19 protein-coding genes are annotated in these 20,564 nt (G+C 57.7%); 12 read left to right on the plus strand and 7 right to left on the minus strand.

All coding sequences use genetic code 11. The features are described from left to right. The first annotated feature begins 20 nt into the window (after positions 1-20). Positions 21-1,817: a sodium-extruding oxaloacetate decarboxylase subunit alpha gene (oadA, locus tag QQF73_RS19115; protein WP_285369116.1), complete on the plus strand. Its 1,797-nt coding sequence runs from the start codon at positions 21-23 to the stop codon at positions 1,815-1,817. A 13-nt stretch (positions 1,818-1,830) separates the two neighbouring features. Then, a complete protein-coding gene (locus tag QQF73_RS19120; RefSeq protein ID WP_219865306.1) occupies positions 1,831-3,153 on the plus strand; it encodes a sodium ion-translocating decarboxylase subunit beta in 1,323 nt (440 codons plus the stop codon). 51 nt (positions 3,154-3,204) lie between these two features. Here QQF73_RS19120 and QQF73_RS19125 read toward each other — a convergent pair whose 3' ends face one another. From QQF73_RS19125 to QQF73_RS19145, 5 genes are all read right to left on the minus strand, one after another. Further along, positions 3,205-6,324: an error-prone DNA polymerase gene (locus tag QQF73_RS19125; RefSeq protein WP_285369117.1), complete on the minus strand. Its 3,120-nt coding sequence runs from the start codon at positions 6,322-6,324 to the stop codon at positions 3,205-3,207. Continuing rightward, entirely contained in the window at positions 6,324-7,742 is a 1,419-nt protein-coding gene (locus QQF73_RS19130) for a Y-family DNA polymerase (protein ID WP_219865308.1), read from the minus strand. Before QQF73_RS19130 ends, QQF73_RS19125 begins: the two co-directional genes overlap by 1 nt. 7 nt (positions 7,743-7,749) lie before the next feature. After that, positions 7,750-8,439 (minus strand): translesion DNA synthesis-associated protein ImuA, encoded by a 690-nt coding sequence (gene imuA / locus QQF73_RS19135; RefSeq protein WP_219865309.1) that lies wholly within the window; start codon positions 8,437-8,439, stop codon positions 7,750-7,752. Between the two features lie 161 nt (positions 8,440-8,600). Then, positions 8,601-10,088 carry a cysteine synthase A gene (gene cysK, locus QQF73_RS19140; RefSeq protein ID WP_285369118.1) on the minus strand — a complete coding sequence of 496 codons (1,488 nt, stop codon included), beginning with the start codon at positions 10,086-10,088 and terminating at the stop codon, positions 8,601-8,603. A gap of 79 nt (positions 10,089-10,167) precedes the next feature. Then, positions 10,168-11,631, minus strand: a complete 1,464-nt coding sequence (locus QQF73_RS19145; protein WP_219865311.1) for a pyridoxal phosphate-dependent decarboxylase family protein — start codon at positions 11,629-11,631, stop codon at positions 10,168-10,170. 171 nt (positions 11,632-11,802) lie between these two features. Here QQF73_RS19145 and QQF73_RS19150 point away from each other — a divergent pair, with 171 nt between their 5' ends. Further along, complete coding sequence (locus QQF73_RS19150; protein ID WP_285369119.1) at positions 11,803-13,428, plus strand: winged helix-turn-helix domain-containing tetratricopeptide repeat protein; 1,626 nt, start codon at positions 11,803-11,805, stop codon at positions 13,426-13,428. Between the two features lie 105 nt (positions 13,429-13,533). Continuing rightward, a complete protein-coding gene (locus tag QQF73_RS19155; RefSeq protein ID WP_285369120.1) occupies positions 13,534-13,881 on the plus strand; it encodes a 4a-hydroxytetrahydrobiopterin dehydratase in 348 nt (115 codons plus the stop codon). A gap of 149 nt (positions 13,882-14,030) precedes the next feature. Here the strand turns inward: QQF73_RS19155 and QQF73_RS19300 are convergent, their stop codons facing one another. Both QQF73_RS19300 and QQF73_RS19160 read right to left on the minus strand, forming a co-directional pair. Continuing rightward, positions 14,031-14,147: a hypothetical protein gene (locus tag QQF73_RS19300; RefSeq protein WP_425607967.1), complete on the minus strand. Its 117-nt coding sequence runs from the start codon at positions 14,145-14,147 to the stop codon at positions 14,031-14,033. 23 nt (positions 14,148-14,170) lie between these two features. Then, the gene (locus QQF73_RS19160; RefSeq protein WP_285369121.1) at positions 14,171-14,554 is read right to left on the minus strand and encodes a site-specific integrase; all 384 of its coding nucleotides are present in this window, start codon (positions 14,552-14,554) and stop codon (positions 14,171-14,173) included. Positions 14,555-14,752: 198 nt separating this feature from the next. On the opposite strand from QQF73_RS19160, the gene QQF73_RS19165 reads away from it, so the two are divergent. The 8 genes from QQF73_RS19165 (at position 14,753) to QQF73_RS19200 (ending at position 20,415) form a co-directional block, all read left to right on the plus strand. Further along, the gene (locus QQF73_RS19165; RefSeq protein WP_285369122.1) at positions 14,753-15,196 is read left to right on the plus strand and encodes a hypothetical protein; all 444 of its coding nucleotides are present in this window, start codon (positions 14,753-14,755) and stop codon (positions 15,194-15,196) included. 6 nt (positions 15,197-15,202) lie between these two features. Further along, on the plus strand, positions 15,203-15,745 hold the full coding sequence (locus QQF73_RS19170) for an FxLYD domain-containing protein (RefSeq protein ID WP_285369123.1): 543 nt from the start codon (positions 15,203-15,205) through the stop codon (positions 15,743-15,745). 103 nt (positions 15,746-15,848) lie between these two features. Further along, a complete protein-coding gene (locus QQF73_RS19175; RefSeq protein WP_285369124.1) occupies positions 15,849-16,163 on the plus strand; it encodes a hypothetical protein in 315 nt (104 codons plus the stop codon). A 911-nt stretch (positions 16,164-17,074) separates the two neighbouring features. After that, positions 17,075-18,295 carry a HEPN-associated N-terminal domain-containing protein gene (locus tag QQF73_RS19180; protein ID WP_285369125.1) on the plus strand — a complete coding sequence of 407 codons (1,221 nt, stop codon included), beginning with the start codon at positions 17,075-17,077 and terminating at the stop codon, positions 18,293-18,295. An 82-nt stretch (positions 18,296-18,377) separates the two neighbouring features. Next, positions 18,378-18,956, plus strand: coding sequence for a hypothetical protein (locus QQF73_RS19185; RefSeq protein ID WP_285369126.1), 579 nt, complete (start codon positions 18,378-18,380; stop codon positions 18,954-18,956). A gap of 105 nt (positions 18,957-19,061) precedes the next feature. After that, positions 19,062-19,499 carry a DUF4304 domain-containing protein gene (locus QQF73_RS19190; protein WP_285369127.1) on the plus strand — a complete coding sequence of 146 codons (438 nt, stop codon included), beginning with the start codon at positions 19,062-19,064 and terminating at the stop codon, positions 19,497-19,499. A gap of 75 nt (positions 19,500-19,574) precedes the next feature. Then, complete coding sequence (locus QQF73_RS19195; protein WP_285369128.1) at positions 19,575-20,039, plus strand: DUF6882 domain-containing protein; 465 nt, start codon at positions 19,575-19,577, stop codon at positions 20,037-20,039. Positions 20,040-20,127: 88 nt separating this feature from the next. Beyond that, entirely contained in the window at positions 20,128-20,415 is a 288-nt protein-coding gene (locus QQF73_RS19200) for a hypothetical protein (RefSeq protein ID WP_285369129.1), read from the plus strand. The last annotated feature ends 149 nt before the right edge of the window (positions 20,416-20,564 follow it).

The following is a 20,564-nucleotide window of genomic DNA, read 5'->3' on the forward strand; positions in this document are numbered from 1 at the left end:
TTAAACAGAAGGCTGACACGATGACTGACACAAAGAAACCGCTGGGGATTACGGACGTTATCCTGCGTGACGCCCACCAGTCCCTGCTTGCCACCCGTATGCGGCTTGATGACATGCTGCCTATTGCCGAGAAACTCGACAAGGTCGGTTTCTGGTCTCTGGAATCCTGGGGTGGAGCCACCTTCGACTCCTGCATCCGTTACCTGGGCGAAGACCCCTGGGAGCGCATCCGCGAACTGAAAAAAGCCATGCCCAACACTCAGCAACAGATGCTTCTGCGTGGCCAGAACCTGTTGGGTTACCGTCATTATGCGGATGATGTGGTGGACCGTTTCTGTGAGCGCGCCGCCGAGAATGGCGTGGATGTATTCCGTATTTTCGATGCGATGAACGATCCTCGTAACCTAGACCGCGCCATCAAGGCCGTTCGTAAGACCGGCAAGCATGCCCAGGGCACAATCGCCTACACCACCAGCCCGGTTCATACCATTGATATGTGGGTAGAACTGGCGAAGGAAGTCGCCGACATGGGCGCGGACTCCATCGCGATCAAGGACATGGCGGGTATCCTGAAGCCATATGTGGCCTTTGATCTGGTCAGCCGCCTGAAGAAAGAGCTGGATATCCCCATCCACATGCAGTGCCACGCCACTACCGGGATGTCTACCGCCACCGCCATCAAAGCCGCGGAAGCCGGTATCGATAACGTGGATACCGCCATCTCTTCAATGAGTATGACCTATGGTCACTCGCCCACCGAGGCGGTGGTTGCCATCCTCGAAGGCACAGACCGTGACACCGGCCTGGACCTGAACCTGCTTGAAGAGATTGCCAGCTACTTCCGCCAGGTACGTAAGAAGTACGCGAAGTTTGAGGGCAGCCTGCGTGGCACTGATTCCCGCATCCTGATTGCCCAGGTGCCGGGCGGCATGCTGACCAACATGGAAAACCAGCTGCGTGAGCAGAATGCGAGCGACAAGTTTGACGAGGTTCTCGCTGAAATTCCCAAGGTCCGCGAAGACCTGGGCTTCATCCCGCTGGTAACTCCGACCTCCCAGATCGTGGGTACCCAGGCGGTACTGAACGTTCTGACCGGAGAGCGCTACAAGTCCATCTCTAAAGAAACTTCTGCAATCCTTAAGGGCGAGTACGGTGCTGCACCGGCGCCGATGAACAAGGAATTGCAGGAGCGTGTCCTGGATGGCAAGGAAGTGATGACCTGTCGCCCAGCGGATGTGCTTGAACCAGAAATGGACAAGCTTACCGACGAGCTGAAGCAACTGGCGGACGAGAAGGGCATCAAGCTGGCGGAAAACACCGTAGATGATGTTCTTACCTATGCGCTGTTCCCGCAGATTGGCCTGAAGTTCCTGGAAAACCGTGGCAACCCGGACGCGTTCGAGCCGGTGCCGACCGCAGACGACGCGGCGCCCGCCAAGAAAGCCGATGGCCCCGAAACGTACACCGTTGAAGTTAACGGCAAGAAATTTGTTGTGGCGGTGTCCGAGGGCGGTGAGATCACCCAGGTTCAGGGTGAGGGTGGCGCCGCTTCCGCACCGGCCGCGTCTGCAGCTGGGTCTGCACCCGCGCCAGCTGCCGGTGAGGGTGAGCCCGTGGTAGCACCTCTGGGCGGCAACATCTTCAAGGTTCTGGTCTCTGCGGGCGACGCCGTGGAAGAAGGCGACGTGCTGATCATCCTGGAAGCCATGAAGATGGAAACCGAAATTCGCGCACCGAAGGCCGGTACCATCGGTGAAGTCTTCATCAAGGTCGGTGATGCCGTCTCCCCTGATGATGAAATGCTGACAATCGCATAAGGGCCAGCATTCCATGGAAAAATTACTGACGCTCTGGACAGGCAGTGGCCTGTTCAATATGACACCGGGCCAGGCGGTTATGATCGTCGTCGGCCTGCTGCTTCTGTACCTTGCGATTCGCAAGGGTTTCGAGCCGCTGCTGCTGGTACCGATTGGTTTCGGTGGCATTCTGGCGAATATTCCGGAGGCGGGCCTTGCCCTGACTGCGGCGGAAAACGCAATCCACTACGGCAAGCCGGAAGTGCTGGCGGCGCTGGCCAGCGCGCTGGATGTGTCCTACCAGGCCGGCCAGGCGGTAACGCCGGAAATCATGGATGCGTTCAAGCATGCCTATAAGGAAGCGACCTCTGCGCAGGTGGCCATGGCCAACGGCCTGGCTCAGGACTTCGGCTATGGTAACGGCATGCTGTACAACTTCTACCTGGTGGTGATCGGCAGTACCGTGGGCCCGCTGATCATCTTCATGGGTGTGGGCGCGATGACGGACTTTGGTCCGTTGCTGGCCAACCCGAAGACCATGCTGCTGGGCGCGGCCGCTCAGTTCGGCATCTTTGGTACGGTTCTGGGTGCGGCGCTGCTGGATTGGGCCGGCATCCTGGACTTCACCATTCTGGAAGCCGCTGCGGTGGGCATCATCGGTGGCGCGGACGGCCCGACCTCGATCTACGTATCGAGTGTTCTGGCACCGCACCTGCTGGGCGCGATTGCGGTCTCGGCTTACGCCTACATGGCGATGGTGCCGATGATTCAGCCGCCCATCATGAAGGCGCTGACTTCGCCGGAAGAGCGCAAGATCAAGATGTCCCAGCTGCGTCCGGTCAGCAAGAAAGAGAAGATCATCTTCCCGCTGGTGGTGCTGATCGCGGTGGTACTGTTCCTGCCCGACGCGGCGCCGCTGCTGGGTATGTTCTGCTTCGGTAACCTGATGCGTGAGTGTGGTGTGGTCGAGCGCCTCAACGACACTGCACAGAACGCACTTATCAACATCATGACCATTTTCCTGGGGCTGTCCGTTGGCTCCAAGCTGATGGCGGACAAGTTCCTGGACACCCAGACCCTGGGTATCCTGGCACTGGGTATCGGCGCCTTCGGCGTGGGTACTGCGTGTGGTGTTCTGATGGCGAAGCTGATGAACAAGGTCAGCAAGGAACAGATCAACCCGCTGATTGGTTCAGCCGGTGTCTCCGCGGTGCCAATGGCGGCGCGGGTCTCCAACAAGGTTGGTCTGGAGGCTAACCCGCAGAACTTCCTGCTGATGCACGCCATGGGTCCGAACGTGGCTGGTGTTATCGGCTCTGCGGTTGCAGCCGGTGTGATGATTAAGCTTCTGACCTGATCGTTGCCACTGACAAAAGACCCCGTCCGGCTTGAGCCTGGCGGGGTTTTTTTAATGAAAGTTTCGCGAGCTCACCGGCAGACTCTTGATCAGGTGACTGAGATCGGACAGCTTGCCGGCCATCACGTGCACAATCTCACCCTCCCGCTCCAATACCCCTTTCACGAGCAAAAGCCTGGCCGTCAGCAGCGGCTTGCGCTGTCGACGGGCGGTTTCCAGCCAGACCACGACGTTCACATTGCCGGTTTCGTCCTCGAGGGTCACGAAGGTAACGCCGGAGGCGGAGCCGGGGCGTTGGCGGCCGGTGACTAGGCCGGCGACCTGAACGGGGATGCCGGCTTTGGTGGTTTTCAACTGTTCGGCGCTCAGGCAGAACTGGAGGTGGCCTTGCTCCCGGAGCAGGGCCAGCGGGTGACGCTGGAGGGTCAGGCCCTGACTGGCGTAGTCGGCGAGAACGTTCTGGCCCTCGCTGGGCTCCGGTAGCTGTTCGCAATGATCGGGCTGGTAGCTGGCCGGAGCTTCTTCGGCAAACAGTTCGGTAGGCTGTTCGTGGCCCAGCAGCTGCCAGTAGGCCTGATGGCGGTTGGCGGTAAACGCGGGCATGGCGTTGGCGCCGGCGAGCAGTTCCATGTCCCGTTGCTGGAGGCCGGCGAGACTGCGCAGTTCGCTGGCCGAGCGGTAACCCGGCTCCGGCCGCTGCTGGCATAGCCGCTCGGCGCCAACGGATGACAGGCCCTGAATGAGCCGGAGGCCGAGGCGGAGGTGCTGGTCCGGGCCTTCGAGGGTGTGATCCCACTGGCTATGGTTTACATCCACCGGAAAGACGGTAACGCCGTGGCGGCGGGCGTCCTGGACCAGCTGCGACGGCGAGTAGAAGCCCATGGGTTGGCTGTTGAGCAGGGCGCAGTAGAAGGCAGCCGGATGGTGGCACTTGATCCAGGCGGAAACGTACACCAGCAGTGCAAAACTGGCGGCGTGGGATTCCGGGAAGCCGTAACCGCCAAACCCGCAGATCTGCTGGTACAGCCGTTCGGCAAAGTCGGCGTCGTGGCCCCGCTCCAGCATGCCGGTGACCAGTTTGTCCCGGAACGGGGTCAGGTCGCCGTGGGACTTCCAGGCGGCCATCGCACGACGTAGCTGGTCCGCCTCACCAGCGGAAAAGCCTGCCGCCACCATGGCGAGTTTGATCACCTGTTCCTGAAAAATCGGCACCCCCAGGGTGCGCTCGAGTACCTTGCGGATGGCGTCGTTGGGGTAGTCCACGGGTTCCAGGCCGTGCTTGCGTCGCAGGTACGGGTGCACCATGTCGCCCTGGATGGGGCCGGGGCGGACAATCGCCACCTCGATCACCAGGTCGTAATAGGTCTCCGGCTTGAGCCGGGGCAGCATATTGATCTGGGCACGGGATTCCACCTGGAACACACCGATACTGTCGCCTTTCTGCAGCATGGCGTAAGTGGCCCGGTCTTCCGGAGGAATGTCCTGCATCCGGAATGGCTGGCCCTTCTGTTCACTGATCAGTTCCAGTGCCCGGCGAATGGCCGAGAGCATGCCCAAGGCCAGCACGTCCACTTTCATCAGGCCCAGGCTTTCCAGATCGTCCTTGTCCCACTGGATCACGGTGCGGTCGGCCATGGCGGCGTTTTCCACGGGCACCAGTTCGGCCAGTGGCCCGGAACTGATGACAAAACCGCCCACATGCTGGGACAGATGCCTCGGGAAACCCAGCAGGGTGTTGACCAGGGTAAAGAACTGGTCCGCCACTTTCGGGTTTCGGGTCAGGCGCTTGTCGAGTATCTGCTGGCGCCAGCCGGTAGCCTTGTCGCGCCAGTCGATGCCTTCCAGCAATTGCTCCACCTGCGCCGGGTCAAAACCCAGGGCCTTGCCCACGTCGCGGATGGCACTGCGGGGGCGGTAGCGGATCACGGTGGCCGCCAGTGCCGCCCGCTCCCGGCTGTAACGCTGATAAATGTACTGGATGACCTCTTCCCGCCGCTGGTGTTCAAAATCCACATCGATGTCCGGGGGCTCATTGCGGTCTTTGGAGATGAAGCGTTCAAACAGCAACTCCACCCGGGCCGGGTTCACCTCGGTGATGCCCAGGCAGTAACAGACCGCCGAATTGGCGGCCGAGCCCCGGCCCTGGCAGAGAATGCCGCGGCTTCGGGCGAAGGCGACGATGTCGTGAATGGTGAGGAAATAGTGCTCGTATTTCATCTCCGAGATCAGCGCCAGCTCCTTGCGGATGAGGGACTGAACGGTCAGGGGTGTGCCGTCCGGGTAGCGGCGGCGTTCACCTTCGCGGGTCAGCCGTTTCAGGTAGGTCGCTGGCGTTTCTGCCTCCGGTACCAGGTCTGGCGGGTATTCGTAACGCAGGCTGCCGGGCTCGAAGATGCATTGACCGGCAATCCGGAGGGTTTCCCGGAGCCAGTTTTCCGGAAACAGGCGCTGCAGGACCGGCACCGGGCGTAGGTAGCGTTCGCCGTTCTGGAACAGACAGTGGCCGGCCTGTTCCAGGCTGGTGTGGTTGCGCAGGGCCGTGAGTACGTCCTGCAATGGCTGGCGTTCCCGGCTGTGCATGTGCACCTCGCCGGTGGCAGTGATTGGGCTGCGCAATTGGTCGGACAGCCAGCGGGCCCGGGCCAGTTGCTGTTCCTCGCTGGATTCCAGGGTGCGGGCAGCGGCAATCCAGAAGCGTGGCTCGAACAGCCGTTGCAGCCATTCACCGCCGGCCAGGGCCTGATCGGCGTCGGCTTCCGCCAGTGAAGGGGGGAGCCACAGGCACAGGCAGTCATCCAGCGGGTGGGTTTCCAGATCCCGGAATAGCAACTGGTACTGGCCTTTTTCGGCCCGGCGCCGGCCGGTGGTGATCAACTGGCACAGCTGGCCATAGCCCTTGCGGGTTCGGGCCAGGAGGATGAATCGGGGGGTGCTGGCCCCGGGGGGAGCATCGTCAAGTTCAAACCAGCTGCCGGTGATCAGTTTCACCGGGCTATCCTTCAGGGCCGCCCAGGCGCGGGGAATGCCGGCCACCGAGCAGGCGTCGGTGATGGCGATGGCGGTATAGCCCAGCTCGGCGGCCCGTTCGGCCAGTTCGTGGGGGTGGGAGGCGCCGGTCAGAAAGGTAAAGTTGCTGAAGCAGAACAGCTCGGCGTAGGACTGCTCGCACATCAGCCAAACCACCCGTGCACGAACCAGCCGTCCCGGACATCCCGGAACACCCAGGCCAACTGGCCATTGTTGAGTTGGGCGATGTAATAGTCCCGGTGCACCCGCTGGCCGTCCCACCAGCCGCCACTGATTCGTTCGGGCCCGGCAAACCATGCGCTTGGTGCCTCCGTGAGTGGTTGCGGCCCCTGCAGTAACCACAGAGGGCGGCGGGGCAGATGGCTGGCCGGTGTTACCTCCGGCCGGTTGTTACGCTGAACGGCGGAAGCGCTCCAGGCCCGTTCCGGACGATGGTCTGCTTGGGGTGAAAGCTGCTTGAGGGCATGATCCCCAAGCCGGGCCTGTAGCCGGCTCATCAGGGTATGCCAGGCTTCGTTCAGATCCTGGGTTTCGCCCAGCAGGTCTTGCCCGGTAGGCGCTTCCCGACCCAGAAAGCGCTGCACTGACAACAGGAGTGAGATGACTGGTGCCCTCAGGGGGTGCTGCTCGAAGCGCAGGCGAATCAGGTTCAGAAAGGCCTCGGCCCGGTGCTCCGGGCCGGAGGTCCGGATACGCAGTCGGGTGGGTTCTTCGTGCCGGTGATGGAGAATCAGCAATAGACTGTCGGTTTCCTGCTGGCGCCAGCACAGGTCTTCTTCCAGTTCCGACAGGATGCGCTGCAGCGGAAACAGCAAGCCCTGGGATTGCTCGATTTCCTGCACGAAATCCGCCTGCTGCCGGAAGTGGTGGGGCGGCTGCCAGGGGGATTGCGGGTCTGGCCGGGCGCCCTGGATTTTCTGGACCCAGGCGAGGGTTTCGGGGGACAGCCGTCGGGCCAGCTCTGCCGCCGGCAGGTCAAAGACTTCGCCCAGGGTGTTCAGTCCGAGTCGCTGCAGGCGGGTGCAGGTGCGGGCATCAAACTCCGCTGCCAGCAGCGGCATCTGGCTCAGGGTGCGCAGAATATGGCCGCTGTCTTCGGTGCATTCGCCCTTGCCGGTGCGGGCGATCAGCCGGGCCGCCGGTGGTGTGTGGCCAATGCCGGGCCAGGCCGTCAGCTGACGTTCATCCAGCGCTTGCTCCACGGTCTGCCAGACCGCAGGCAGGCCGCCATACAGCCGTTGCAGGCTGGCAATTTCCGCCATCAGGCCATCCGGTGGCACCAGCACAATGTGGTCGGCATAGCGGTATAGCCAACGGGCCTGGTCTTCCAGAATCCGGGCCTCCTGCTGCTGATCTGCCCGCACCATACCCAGTTCGGGCACCAGGCTTATGGCAGTTTTCAGGCGCATGCCGGCCTGTATGCCCTGGTCCCGGGCATCGGGGCAGGCCTGTATCACCTTTTGTCCGGAGCCTTCGACAATCACCAGTGCGCCCGCTTCTTCGCGAGTCCGGCGAATATGGTCCAGCAACAGGTGCGGGAAGTGCAGGTATAACCAGAGCATGGTGTGATTACCGGGTTGAAGTAGGCCAGGGGCCCTGAACCACGCGGGGTGCTTCGCGGAACGACAGATCTGCCCGGTGTGACATGGCCAGAGCGCAACGTTGGCCGGGCCAACTGCCACGGCGCTTCACGATATTGAGCTTTAGCGCCTGCTGCTCGCCGGGTTCCAGCTCGAGCCGCAGGGCGGCCGGGGAATTCTGTTCGACATAGCGGCGCTCACGGAAGAGCACGCACACGTTGCTGCCGGCCTCCGCGGCCAGCTGTAAACGCCGGACCTCGCGCGAAGCCAGTTTGCCCGGCCAGGCCATCACCAGGCCGGTGACCGGCGAGCGCAGGCAGTTTTCCAGGGTCCACAGGAAATCGCCGTCGTCATCGGTGTGGATCATGACCACCTGATCCAGGTTCACGCCTTCCCGGGCCAGCGCCGGGGCGTAGGGCGTGTGTGGCGGATTCAGCCAGAACACGGTCTTGCCGCTATGGGACAGCCGTTGCATCAGTGGCAACAAAAGATGCAGCTCGCCAATCCCGGGGCTATCCAGCAGACATTCACTCAGGGCGCCGCGCGGCCAGCCAAGGCCGCCGAGCTGGTTATCCAGGACCTGATAGCCGGTCGGTTCCGCCGGCTGGGAGGTTTGTACATGCCGGTGCCCCTGCCAGACACGGGCATCCTGCATCAGCGTTTTCAGAAGCTCGCTCATGGGAAAAATCTCAATATACTGTTTAAATATACAGTATTCTGAAAGCGGCTGGATTTCAAGGATGGTGTGCAGGGAGTGTTGAGGTTTTCACCAGGCATGGTCGGCCAGCAAAAAAAGGGGGCTTGAAGCGCCCCCTTTTGAACGATGGTGATAGCCCGCAATCAACGTGGATGCAGCCAGCCCGGAAGCATGCTGTAAGGGTCCACGTGAACTTCCGGGTTGAAGCCAATGTGCTGGCTCTGCAAACGGGGGAGCAGGGAGCCGTCCTTGATCTGGTCAAAGACATCGGTGCAGCCGCCAACAAACTCGCCGTTGATGAAAATCTGCGGCAGGGTGGTCCAGCCGGTTTTTTCTTTCAGTACCGCGCGAATCTGCCCGCCCCGGTTGCCCTGTTGGTAGGCCACCGAATCCAGATCGACCGATTTGTAGTCGATGCCGTACTTCTGGAACACCTTGCGCACCGACCAGCAGAACTCACACCATTCCAGCGCGAACATGATCACCAGGTGGTCCGGATCGCTGATCAGTGCTTCAACCTCTTCCACCGCTTCGGGATCCAGTTCGACCGGCTGGCTCGGAGCAGGCGGCGCCTGGGGCACGGTAATATCGAACCGGTAGTTGGGGGTGGAGCGTGACAGCGCCATTTCCTCTTGGGTCATCTCTATGGGCACATCCTCAAACAGCGGGGTGGTCAGGTAGCGTTCGCCAGTGTCTGGCAGCATGCACAGGATGTTGGCCCCTTCCGGAGCCTGCTCGGCCACCTTGAGGGCTCCCGCGAAGGTGGCCCCGGCGGAAATGCCGACAAAAATGCCTTCCCGGCGGGCCAGGTCCCGGGCGCACTGCAGGGCATCGTTACCACCAATCGGGATGAATTCATCGATGTTGTGGGCCTGCATCACCTCTTCCGCCAGTTTGGGCACAAAATCCGGTGACCAGCCCTGCATCAGGTGGGGGCGGAACATCGGGTGGCTTTCCGAGTGGTCGCCGCTGGCGTTCCGGGGCTGGGCAATGCCGCTGGCCAGGATCGCGGAGTTGTCTGGTTCGCAGACCACAATGCGGGTGTTGGGGCTCTTGCGTTTCAGCACCCGGGAAACCCCGTTGAGTGTGCCGCCGGTGCCAAAACCGGTCACCCAGTAATCGAGGCCGACGCCTTCAAAGTCCTCCAGGATTTCAACAGCGGTGGTGCGTTCGTGTACGGCGGCGTTAGCCGGGTTCTCGAATTGGCGGGGTTGCCACCAGCCGTGCTCACGGGCCAGCTCTTCCGCCTTGGCCACCATGCCGGAGCCTTTCAGTGAGGCCGGGGTGAGCACGACCTTCGCGCCCAGAAAACGCATCAGCTTGCGCCGCTCCACGCTGAAATTTTCGGCCATGGTGACCACCAGAGGGTAGCCCTTCTGGGCGCAGACCATAGCCAGGCCGATGCCGGTGTTACCGCTGGTGGCCTCAACGATGGTTTGGCCCGGCTTTAGTTCGCCCCGGCGCTCGGCATCTTCGATCACGCCCAGCGCCAGGCGATCCTTGACCGACCCCATGGGGTTGAAGGCCTCGATCTTGACGTAGAGATTGACCCCCTTGGGGCCGAGGTTGTTGATATGCACCGTCGGAGTGTGGCCGATGGTGTCCAGGATGCTGTGGTAAAGCGTACCCATGATTCTTCTCCTATTCTGCGTTCCAGAGAAGGAAGCCCTAACCCGTTTCGGGGTACGCCAGGGATCCTTATATTATAGTTCAGCCAGCGGCCTCATCATTCATTTGGGCCACCTCCTGGCCCACGCTCAGAACTTCGTCAACGAGTTCATCGGCTTCCTTCAAGGTTGTTCTGGCACCCACAAAACAGGGCCGGATCGCCAGCGTGCCATTCACCAGGGTTGTACTGGGGATAGCCCGCCCGCGCTGCACCATGCGCCGGTGGATGCGCCGGTTCAGGTCGTTCAGGTCGCCCCAGCGATCGCTCAGGTAGCGAAAACCGCAGATTGAGAGGGTGGGGGCCGACACAACCTCAAGATTCGGGTGCGCCCGGGCCCGGTCGGCGACGTGCCGGGCCAGGCTGTTGTGGCGGACGATCCGTTCCCGTAAACCGGTTACGCCGATCTCCCGAATCAGGGCCCAGACCACCGCACCGCGGGACGGGGCCGACAGCTCCACGCCCATGTCCGCATAGGGTATGCCCAGGTTGTCCATGGAGTGCGCCACGCCTTCGGTGGTGCAGGCGCCTTCCAGATAGGTGGCCGCCTCCTGGGTAAAGGCCCGGTTCAGCAACTCGCGATCTTTCACGTAGGTGGCTCCGATGCCGACCGGGGCACCCAGCCACTTATGGGGGTCCACAATGACGGAATCCGCCAGTTCCAGGCCCGCGTACAGGGGCTGAACCCGGGGATCGAGGATGCCGGGGAGGCCATAGGCGCCGTCCACATGAAACCAGATGCCGTAGGCGCTCGCGATTTTCCCAAGCTCCCGGAGCGGGTCAATGGCGCCGCGGTTGGTACTGCCGGCGTTGGCAATCACAGCCACCGGCAACAGGTTCGCCTCCCGATCTGCCATCAACTGTCGGCGCAGCGCCGAAGGGCACATCCGGCCCTGCTCGTCAGTGTCGATTTCACACAGCGAGCGCCGGCCCATGCCCAGCACGGCAGCGGCCCGCTGAACCGAGTGATGGCATTCGGCGGAGGCGTACAATCGGCAGGGGCGGGTGACCCCATCCCTGGCCGGATCAATGCCCACACCTTCAAAGGCTGCCTGCCGGGCTGCGCCCAGCGCCACCAGGTTGGCGACCGAACCGCCACTGCTGTAAAGCCCTTTCATCTCCTCCGGCAACCCGAACATCCGGGCCATCCAGTCCAGAGAGAGTTCCTCAAGGAAATTGAAGGCGGTGAGGCCCAGGCGCTGTGGCGCCGCAACCGAGCCGGCCAGGGTCGCCAGGGCACCAATCGTGGTGGCACCGGTGGTAATGAACGAGGTGCAGCCGGGGTTGGGGATGGGGGAACCATTGGGAATCACCCATTGGCCCAGTTCTGCCAGGACCGCATCGATGCCGATGCCGTTCTCAGGTATCGGTTGCCCCAAGGCCTGACGCCAGGCGTCCGCCTGCTGCATGGCATCCGGATGCTGAAAGGTCAGGAACTCGTCCAGCTGCCGGGCGAGCTGTGCGGAGAATTCTGTCAGGTGGCCGCATTCGGCTCTGTCTGCATTCATAATGGTGACCGCTCCACAAATTCTCAGGAGCCAGGCAATGCTCCTGCATTGGTAACCATTATGGGCTGCTGGCCGCGGCCAAGCTTGGCGGGAACTCGATTTAAATATGGAGAAACTGTGGAGATTGCCATACCATTTGAAAAATATGGACAGGCTTTCCCGGCTTGGCTTATGCGCTACCAATTTGACGATTTCGAACTCGACACGGACCGTTTCGAGCTATCCCGTGGCGGTGTTGCCCTGGCAACCGAACCGCAGGTGATAGAGTTGCTTGTACTGCTGGTTCGGAATCGCCATCGCATGCTCAGCAAGGAAGAGATCAACGAGAGCGTGTGGCGGGGGCGGATTGTGTCGGATTCCGCGCTCAGCAGCCGCATTAAGATCGCCCGCAAGCTGCTTGACGACGATGGCCGCACCCAGCGCTATATCCGCACGGTACACAAGAAAGGCTTCCGGTTTGTAGCGCCGGTTCAGGAACTGGATGCCGACGACACTCCAACTGCCAACGAGGCTCCCGGCCCCGAACCAGAGAACGCCGAACCTGACCCTGGTAATCCGGCCCCCGCGCCCGGCTCCCACAGTGCCAGACCTGCCGTGGCGGTTCTGCCGTTCACCAACCTGACCAACGACCCCGGTCAGGAGTATTTCTCCGATGGCATCACCACCGACATCATTTCCAACCTGTCCAAGCATCGGTGGCTGGATGTTGTGGCCCGTAACACCACCTTCGGCTTCAAGGGGCAGGCCACCAACCTGCAGGTGCTGGGGGAAACGCTGGGTGTGGATTACGTGGTTGAAGGCAGTGTGCAGCGTTCCGGCGACCGGGTGCGGGTGAATGTGCACCTGACCGACTGCCACTGCGGCCATACCCAGTGGGCCGACCGTTACGACCGCCAGATTGCGGACATCTTCGAACTCCAGGACGACATCACCGAGACCATTGCCGCGCGCCTGGAACCGGAAATCGGCTACGCCGAACGCAACAAGCTGGTCCACAATCGCCCGGCCAACCTACAGGCGTGGGACTGTTATCATCTCGGGGTCTACCATTTCTATCGCTTCACCGGCCCGGATAACCTCGAGGCGCAACGTATGCTGCGCCAAAGTCAGGAACTGGATCCCTTGTTTGGGGAAGCCTATGCCTGGTGGGCCTACGCGGTGATTCTGGGCATGGTGTACTGGGACACCAAGCCCACACAAGCCCTCCTGGACCAGGCACTGGGCGCCTGCGACCAGGCGCTGTCACTGGTGCCCAACAATGCCACCTTTCATGCCCTGAAGGCGCGGGTGTTACTGGCCCGGCGCGAGTACCGAAGTGCCATCAGCGAAAACCGGACCGCCATCGAACTGAACCCCACCTTTGCGGCGGCGTACTGCGGCCTGGGTGATTCGCTGGCTTACGAGGCCCGCTATGACGAGGCGCTGACGAACTTCCGCCGATCCATTGCCCTGAGTCCCAACGACCCGCAGATGTGGGCGTTTTTAACCTACGGTGCCCTCGCCATGATTTTCCAGGGTGATTATGAGACCGCCCTGGAGTGGACGGACCGGGCCGCGACCCTCCCGAATTGCCAATACTGGACCAGTGCCCACCGCGCAGTGGCCCTGGCCTATCTCAACCGAACATCCGCGGCGCACGACGCGACGGCGCGCCTGTTGCTGGAATTGCCCGGGTTCTCCGTAACCTTTGCCCGGGAAAAGCTGTTCTACCTGAGAGAGCAGGCACAGATCGACTGTTACCTGGAAGGGTTGCGCCGGGCAGGGGTGCCTGAAACGGCAACGATGCTTGCCAGTTAACCCGCATCCGTCCGGTTTTTCCTCACGCAACGTCGCACCCCGGTTGATAAAGCCAGACATGAAGCCCAGAGTAGACACGAATGGAACAGATTCAGGAGGTAACGGATGAGCGAGTTAACCCAGCAATCCTGTGAAGCCTGCCGGGCAGGCACCCCAACGGTTTCGGAGAGTGAAAAGCTAACCCTGAAAAAGGAAGTTCCCGACTGGGAAATCGTCGAAATCGATGGCGAGGAGCAGTTGCACAAGGTGTTCAAGCTCAAGAACTTTGCCCAGGCCCAGGCCTTTACCAACAAAGTGGCTGACCTGGCCGAGGCGGAAGACCACCATCCCGCCATTCTTCTGGAGTACGGTAAGGTAACCGTAAGCTGGTGGACCCACTCCATCGGCGGTTTGCACAAGAACGATTTCGTCATGGCGGCCAAGACCGATGCCGCCTTCAACGACATGCCATAACCTGCCCAGTGGCGGAACCCGCTTTCCGCCACTGCCTCCCACAACTGGGAGAATCATGGTTAAAGACCCTACCGACAGCCCTCTGACTCTCAGGTTGGGCCACGAAGAGCTGATATGTAAAAACGGATACCGGCCAGCAACCGGGAAAGCTAGAAGCCGTCGTCTACCGGGCTGCGAGCCACCAGTTGCTGCATCCCAAAATCCACATCCTTGACGCGAAGACGCAAGACCTCATTGATCCGAAGTCCTGAACCGTAAATCAGCATGGCTATCAGCCGGAATTCATCCTTCAGATTGCCAATAGCGGCCTGGCCTCCTCAGGGCTGAAAACCGTTGGCAGCTTACGTGGCTTGCGCGCGGCCTCATAATTCAGATTTTCGAGCGGGGCGCCGAGAAATTCTCGGTACAGGAAAACCAGAGCATTCAATGCCACTCTCTGCGTGCCCACACTGGCGTTTGCCTGCAGGACCAGATGCGAGAGGAATGCTTCCACTTCTGAGGCGCCCATCGTCTCCGGGTGTTTGCGATCATGAAAACGAATGAACCGTTTGATCCAGAACAGGTAGGTTTTCTCAGTTTTATAGGCAAGTCCGCGCATACGAATGAAGCCGCGTAGCCTGTCCAGAAACCTCACAGGAGCTGCTGGCAAGGGGGAGGGGACATCCATATCCATCACAAATCTCCGAAACTGTATTTATATACAGTATATTTAGCTTGCGCTGGCAGTCAACGGAAGCTGCGGGGTGGAGTTATACGAACTCGTTCGCAAAACTCCAGAAACCGTGCGAGAACGCAGTGTAAGTATCTGATATGGTTGAGCAGAGTTTGGGTTCTTTTGGAGTTATACGCCCCCCAGGGGCTGGAAAGACGCATGCTGGGGTGGGGGTATAACTCCGGCGGTAGCCGTGGGAATTCCTGTAATGCTTTGTTTTTATACAGGTTTTTCGTACAGGAAAACTCGTTTTTTTGGAATTATACGAATGCGTGTTATACGAACGTGTTCGTTGAATACGCTGTTAAAGGTAAAAATCAGATGTACGAGTGCCCGCACTGTGAGAAACAGACCATTAGGGCGAGCAGGAAGCTCATGGCAGGTAAAGCAACACCTGCAATTTGTCCGCAGTGCGGCGGAAAGTCCTATCCTGACATTAAATCGGCCATGACCGGGCTCGTGGTTCTTAACCTCGTAGGTCTCGGGATAGCGGTTCCAGCTGTGGTACTTGATGCTCTCTGGTTGTTGAGTGGTGTTTTCGTATTGGCGGTTGTTTCAGCCAAGATTTTTGTCCTCAATAAACCGATGACCAAGGTGGGATAGTTATGCATGGATTGGGCATCGAGACCTTTAACAAGGCGGTCAACCGGACGCCAAAAGCGTGGCGCTTTTGGTTCCCTCCGCTGGCGCTCCGGCGCCGGTTACCTCAGCGTTATGGAAGAGAGTGAGATGAAGCGGTTGGTTGTACAAAGTTTGACGAGTCTGTTGTCTGGGATGTTTCTCGCCTTGGGCGTTCTTCTCGTGGCGGCTTTTTTTGATGGAAATTACGAGAATCCTTACGATGGAAGGAAAGGTCGTGATTTGCCCGAGCAAGTTTCAATAGTCGAGTCCGCAGTTCTTCCAGGTCAGATCAACTACACCATAACCGGCAAGTTGTTTAATAGCAGCCAAATTGAATGGAATCATCTAAGCCTCAGAGCGACGATCTACGCGGGTAACGCCGTCGTTAACGAGTGTTCTGAATCTGTGGACGATGTTCCAAGAGATCAGGAGGTAAGTTTTCGTATCAAGTGCCTCGGAGTCTCGGGAGTAGATTTGCCGAAAAATTTAACCCACAAAATTGCTGTTACATACGGTAGTTACTATGAGTGACTCCATGGCCATCCATAACAAGTCGCTTAAGTATGTTTCGGCCTTCGGCCTCCACCGGACGGCCTTGCCAGGCCGCCGCTTAGCTCAGCGTTAGGTATATGGCATGAAGCTAGCGAAGAAGGTCGCACTGGTTTCAGTAATTCATTACGGCTTCACCATGGCCATTTTTTTCGGAGCGGTGTTCTCGCAAATCAGTGCTGCTCGCCATGGGTTGAATGAGGTCGGGCCGGTGGGCGAGCTTTTGCTAGTTACCGCACGGACACTTGTTGAACCAGTCGCGGGGGTAATGACTCCCCTGGTCGACGGGCAGGGCCATTGGATTTGGACAGTTCCCGCCCTCAATAGCTTGCTTTGGGGAGGCATTATTGTCCTGGTGTTTGTTGCCGTCCGGCATTGGTTTGGTCGCGCCAATACCTAACCAGTGCATTAAGTTTGTTCTGGCCCTATGGGCCTCCACCGGACGGCTTTCAGCCGCCGCTTATGCAGAGCGTTATGAGTAGGGAAGAATATGGAGCGGTGTTGGATTTGTAAAAGCCCAGCCAATACTGGAGAGCATCTGACCAAGGCTTCGGATTTTCAGCTTTTCTTCCCCAACGTGTCCCAGAAAAGTCCTGTTTATTTACATAACCATAATGAGACCAACCGGCTAATACGTAGTAAGAAATCTAAATTTCTAAAGTCAAAGGCTCTCATTTGTAATCGTTGTAACAGTAGCCTAAGTCAGCCCTGGGATTTCGCTTGGGAAAAATTATCAAAATTCATTTTTGACAATCAGAAAGAAATATCAAAAGTAGGGAAGATAAAGCTTAAAAAAGTGTTCCCGGGCCGCAGTCGAAGCTCAGCGATAGATGTTCAACTATATTTTTTGAAGCTTTTCGGGTGCCTAGTTTGTGAAACGGGCGCTACGGGTTTGCTTAACGATTTCTCTCAACACCTCCTTGACCGTAAAGCACATCCCAATGTGGAGCTATTTTTCTACCATACAAAGGATTGGTTTTCCGTGGGCATATCCGATCTGGAGGTGACTTACGATAAGGCTTTGGGGTGTGTTGCTCTAGCGCAGTGGATCTATTCGGTTGGCAACTTCTCTATCAAGGTATGTTATCTACACCCAGAAAATGAACACTTAGCTAGAAGGCGTGGTTGGCACCCCAAGCGAGACCATGGGGAAATTAAGGTTTTTGAACTATAAAACTCATCACCAGTGGCTGCAGCGGACCGCTTTTCCGGCGCGGTGCGCCTCCAAAACGGCCGCTGAGCCCAGGCGTTATGGAATGACCAAGCCATGCGGTTCATGAGTTCACTAAAAGTCTGTCATTACGGGGATTTATGGGGCGAGCTAAACACGAATGGATAGAGGCCCAGGAGCGCGGCTGGTCTGCTCCTGAGACCTTCGTTTGCTCTGACTGTGTGGGAGACGGATTCCTTGCCGAGGTCGTTGATGCGAACGCATGTGAGACTGATTGCTCCTACTGTGGCACCTCTTCGGCTGAAGCGATTGCAGCACCCCTCGATGAAATAATGGTTTATGTCTCTGCTGCTTTTTTTCAACATTATGCAGAGCCCGCTGTAGCTGGATTACCAAGGGATTCTGGTGACTGGGTAGGTGAAAACTTAATTACAGATACTGAGGATGCGTTCCTCAGTTTTGGTTGGCTATGCAACGATGATTTATTACAAGATGTTTGCCAGTCGTTCGTCAATGACTCTTGGGTTCAATGTGCAAATGGGCACTGGCTGGGGAGTCATGAACATGAGCGCCGCCATTACGCTTGGAGCGCGTTTGTTGAGAAAACGAAGCACAGGACTCGTTATTTCTTCTCCGATCCAAATAGCACAGATGCCATTGTTGAGGACGAATATACGCCGCAGCAGATTTTGAAAATAATCGGTCAAGACATCGAAAATTTTGGCCTCTTGAAGGAAGTCCCCGCTGGAACAGACCTGTTTAGAGTTCGTGAACATGCTTCCGAACGATGTTTTGAAACACTAGAGGAAATGGGGCCGCCTCCTCCTAATCTTGCGTCTGCGGGCCGCATGAATCCTCCAGGTATCAGTTATGGGTACTTTGCATTTCAAAAAAGTACCGCTGTACTGGAGGTCGTCGGTGTTCCCCCGACCAGATTAAGCATCGGGGCGTTCCAAACGACTAGACCATTGCTTGTCGTTGATCTTACTTTTATTCCACAACCACCATCGATTTTCGATACCGAAAACAAACTAACCAGGGATGCTCTCATCTTTATGAGGGAGTTTGTGGCAAGCATCTCAGAGCCAGTTTCCAAGGACGGTAAGCAACACATTGAGTATGTACCGTCCCAAATAGTTTCTGAGTATCTTGGCCAAGTCCTTCAGACCAGCGATGGCAGAGCAATAGATGCCGTGATCTATCGAAGCACATTAAATCCAGGTGGTATTAATGTGGTTGTCTTCCCTCCAAAAAAGGTATTTGAGGGTTGGGATTCGCTTATTCGGCTGGTGCAGATAGAGAAAAAGACCTTTTCAAACTGGAGAGCGTTTGACGAGTTCACGAGGGTAAATACGCCATAACAAACGGCTGCACAGCGACCAATTTTCCGCCGCTTCGCGGCTCCAAACCGGCGCGTGAGCCGGGCGTTAAGTGTGAGGAAGTATGAGCGAAGAATTTACTCGGCCTCGATATCTAGAGGTTTCAAATCATTTCTTCCATGATGCTCGGGATTTTTACATCCGATATAAGCATTGTATGGATAGCGATGGCCCTTTGTTTTATACGCCCCGATCAATGCGAACAAAAACTTTCATTGATCTGCGGATGGGCATTGAGTCGGTCTTGAAGTCCTTGATCTGCTATTTTGAGAATGCGGATAGGAAGGGTAAGACGCTCATAAATTGGATAGAGAAGTATGGTCATGACATTGGAAAGATGATGAGGAAGATTCGTCCTCATCTGCCAGAGGATATCGTTACGGAGTACGAAGGCGATATTCTCAAGTTGGATGGCTTACCAGTTGGACTACGCTACCGATTGGACACATGGGATTTCCGTGGAAACAGAGAAGATTATTACTACGATACGATAGGAAGTGATTACTGGCTAGATAGAATCCTAGAGGCGCTTTCGAAGCTGATTGATTTCGCCAATGAAAACCTAAAGCAGCATAGTCGAGTGGTGGGATCTTCTGAATTATTGGCGGAAATTATGGAGCCCAGATACGAGAAATACACTTAACCAATAGTTGCAGTTCGTTCCGGGCCAAACGGCCCTCCACCGGACAGCCTTGTCGCCGCTTCGCTCTGCCAAGGCTGCCGCTGAACAACGGCGTTAGGCGTCACTATGGCTAAACATCCGGCTAGAAGCGCCATGGAAGCTTCGTTGAGAACAATAGTTGTCCCCGAACTGCGCAGTCGAGGCTTTAAGGGTTCTTATCCGCATTTCCGCCGAATTTTGGAAAATCGAATCGATCTGCTGACCTTTCAGTTCTATTCCTCCGGCGGCAGTTTCGTAGTGGAAATCGGAACCTGTGGGCCAGAAGGAACTCGATTTAGCGGTCCTGATAAAGCTAAGGTGAGTGAAGTGCCCAAGCGCCTTAGGTTAGGGGCCGAGATCCCTGGGAGCGATCATTGGTTTAAGTTCGGTCTGCCAAACTATGAGCCGGGAAATGAGGTGGTTCATTCGAAATCACACTACGACACGATTTCGACGGAGGTCGCTAATCTCATCGAGGTGCAGGGTGAGGCTTTTTGGTCAGGTGCCGCCCAACAAGGCCATTAAGTCTGTTCCGGGCCTTTGGCCCTCCACCGGACGGCTTTCAGCCGCCGCTTATGGCAGCGTTATGAGTAGTTGCGAATGAACGATGACGAGTTCCAAGAATTTATTGACTCCTGTTTTGAAGAATTGGAAGAGAAGCAGGAAAGGCTAATTAGTGAATTTGGTTTTGGCTCTTTCGATAAGTTTCAGCATGATTTTGAGAAAGAAGAAATTTATCTCTTGAAAGATGGCCAAGTTAGGGTCAAAGCCAAATTAATTCCGATTGGCAGTTTCAATACGAAAAGCAGCACTTGGATGTGGGGCTGGGCCAATGAAGCGTTCCCAGCTCCGTTGCGGAAAAAAGCGGAAAAATTGAAGCAGCTTGAGGCTCTCACTGGCTTTGAAATGTTCGGAAATGAGGTGGCAGAGATAGACCCGGACATGGCATGGGAGATCGCTGGAATGGCACTCAATTTACTTGGCTCTGAGGGAGCGTATCGAGGCCCAGCCGGTAGTACGCAGTATTTTTATGCTCTGGAGCAGGTCGATAATGTCTACTCATAACAAGGCGCATCAGTTCGCGGCCGTTGGCCACCGGACCGCTTTCAGCGGCCGCTGTGCGCGGCGTTAAATGTCACAAGGAGTCTGGGTCATGGATTGGCTAATCTGGGTTTCGGTAGCCGCTCTTGCACTTGGGGTTTGGCACGAAATCAATCGATTCCCCGCCACCGGTAATTCCCTGCGAAAACTCCAAGAAGCTCTCGATGATCTTCAGTCGGAAAACGAGGACTTGAAGCAGCGTCTGTCGACCCTTGAAGACGACTATCAAGAGGTCTCGGAACAGCTAGATAGAATTCGTGATCCCGAGTATTGGCGGGCCATCGACGAAAATGATGGGGAGGTTCTTAATGAACTCGACAAGCAGCGTGGGAACATTTAACCAGTCATTTAAGTTCGTTCCCGGCCTTGCGGCCGTCCACCGGACGCCCTGGTCGGGCGCCGCTTAATATTGGCGTTAGGGCATCAAGGCATTAAGAATGAGAGTAAGAGTAGAAATTGGAAACCCAGAAACCGAAGAATGGGGCGAAT

Origin of the sequence: Marinobacter albus (genome assembly GCF_030238305.1) — a bacterium.
GTDB classification, from domain to species: Bacteria; Pseudomonadota; Gammaproteobacteria; order Pseudomonadales; family Oleiphilaceae; genus Marinobacter; species Marinobacter albus.

Excerpts from the sequence above, each read along its gene's own strand:
- QQF73_RS19195 (WP_285369128.1), top strand. The coding sequence starts at position 19,575 with ATGAACGATGACGAGTTCCAAGAATTTATTGACTCCTGTTTTGAAGAA.
- imuA (WP_219865309.1), bottom strand. The coding sequence starts at position 8,439 with ATGAGCGAGCTTCTGAAAACGCTGATGCAGGATGCCCGTGTCTGGCAG.
- QQF73_RS19130 (WP_219865308.1), bottom strand. The coding sequence starts at position 7,742 with ATGCTCTGGTTATACCTGCACTTCCCGCACCTGTTGCTGGACCATATT.
- cysK (WP_285369118.1), bottom strand. The coding sequence starts at position 10,088 with ATGGGTACGCTTTACCACAGCATCCTGGACACCATCGGCCACACTCCG.
- QQF73_RS19165 (WP_285369122.1), top strand. The coding sequence starts at position 14,753 with ATGCTGGGGTGGGGGTATAACTCCGGCGGTAGCCGTGGGAATTCCTGT.
- QQF73_RS19155 (WP_285369120.1), top strand. The coding sequence starts at position 13,534 with ATGAGCGAGTTAACCCAGCAATCCTGTGAAGCCTGCCGGGCAGGCACC.
- QQF73_RS19160 (WP_285369121.1), bottom strand. The coding sequence starts at position 14,554 with ATGGATATGGATGTCCCCTCCCCCTTGCCAGCAGCTCCTGTGAGGTTT.
- QQF73_RS19175 (WP_285369124.1), top strand. The coding sequence starts at position 15,849 with ATGAAGCTAGCGAAGAAGGTCGCACTGGTTTCAGTAATTCATTACGGC.
- QQF73_RS19120 (WP_219865306.1), top strand. The coding sequence starts at position 1,831 with ATGGAAAAATTACTGACGCTCTGGACAGGCAGTGGCCTGTTCAATATG.
- QQF73_RS19180 (WP_285369125.1), top strand. The coding sequence starts at position 17,075 with ATGGGGCGAGCTAAACACGAATGGATAGAGGCCCAGGAGCGCGGCTGG.
- QQF73_RS19200 (WP_285369129.1), top strand. The coding sequence starts at position 20,128 with ATGGATTGGCTAATCTGGGTTTCGGTAGCCGCTCTTGCACTTGGGGTT.
- QQF73_RS19190 (WP_285369127.1), top strand. The coding sequence starts at position 19,062 with ATGGCTAAACATCCGGCTAGAAGCGCCATGGAAGCTTCGTTGAGAACA.
- QQF73_RS19125 (WP_285369117.1), bottom strand. The coding sequence starts at position 6,324 with ATGTGCGAGCAGTCCTACGCCGAGCTGTTCTGCTTCAGCAACTTTACC.
- QQF73_RS19150 (WP_285369119.1), top strand. The coding sequence starts at position 11,803 with ATGCGCTACCAATTTGACGATTTCGAACTCGACACGGACCGTTTCGAG.
- QQF73_RS19300 (WP_425607967.1), bottom strand. The coding sequence starts at position 14,147 with ATGCTGATTTACGGTTCAGGACTTCGGATCAATGAGGTCTTGCGTCTT.
- QQF73_RS19185 (WP_285369126.1), top strand. The coding sequence starts at position 18,378 with ATGAGCGAAGAATTTACTCGGCCTCGATATCTAGAGGTTTCAAATCAT.
- QQF73_RS19170 (WP_285369123.1), top strand. The coding sequence starts at position 15,203 with ATGGATTGGGCATCGAGACCTTTAACAAGGCGGTCAACCGGACGCCAA.
- QQF73_RS19145 (WP_219865311.1), bottom strand. The coding sequence starts at position 11,631 with ATGAATGCAGACAGAGCCGAATGCGGCCACCTGACAGAATTCTCCGCA.
- oadA (WP_285369116.1), top strand. The coding sequence starts at position 21 with ATGACTGACACAAAGAAACCGCTGGGGATTACGGACGTTATCCTGCGT.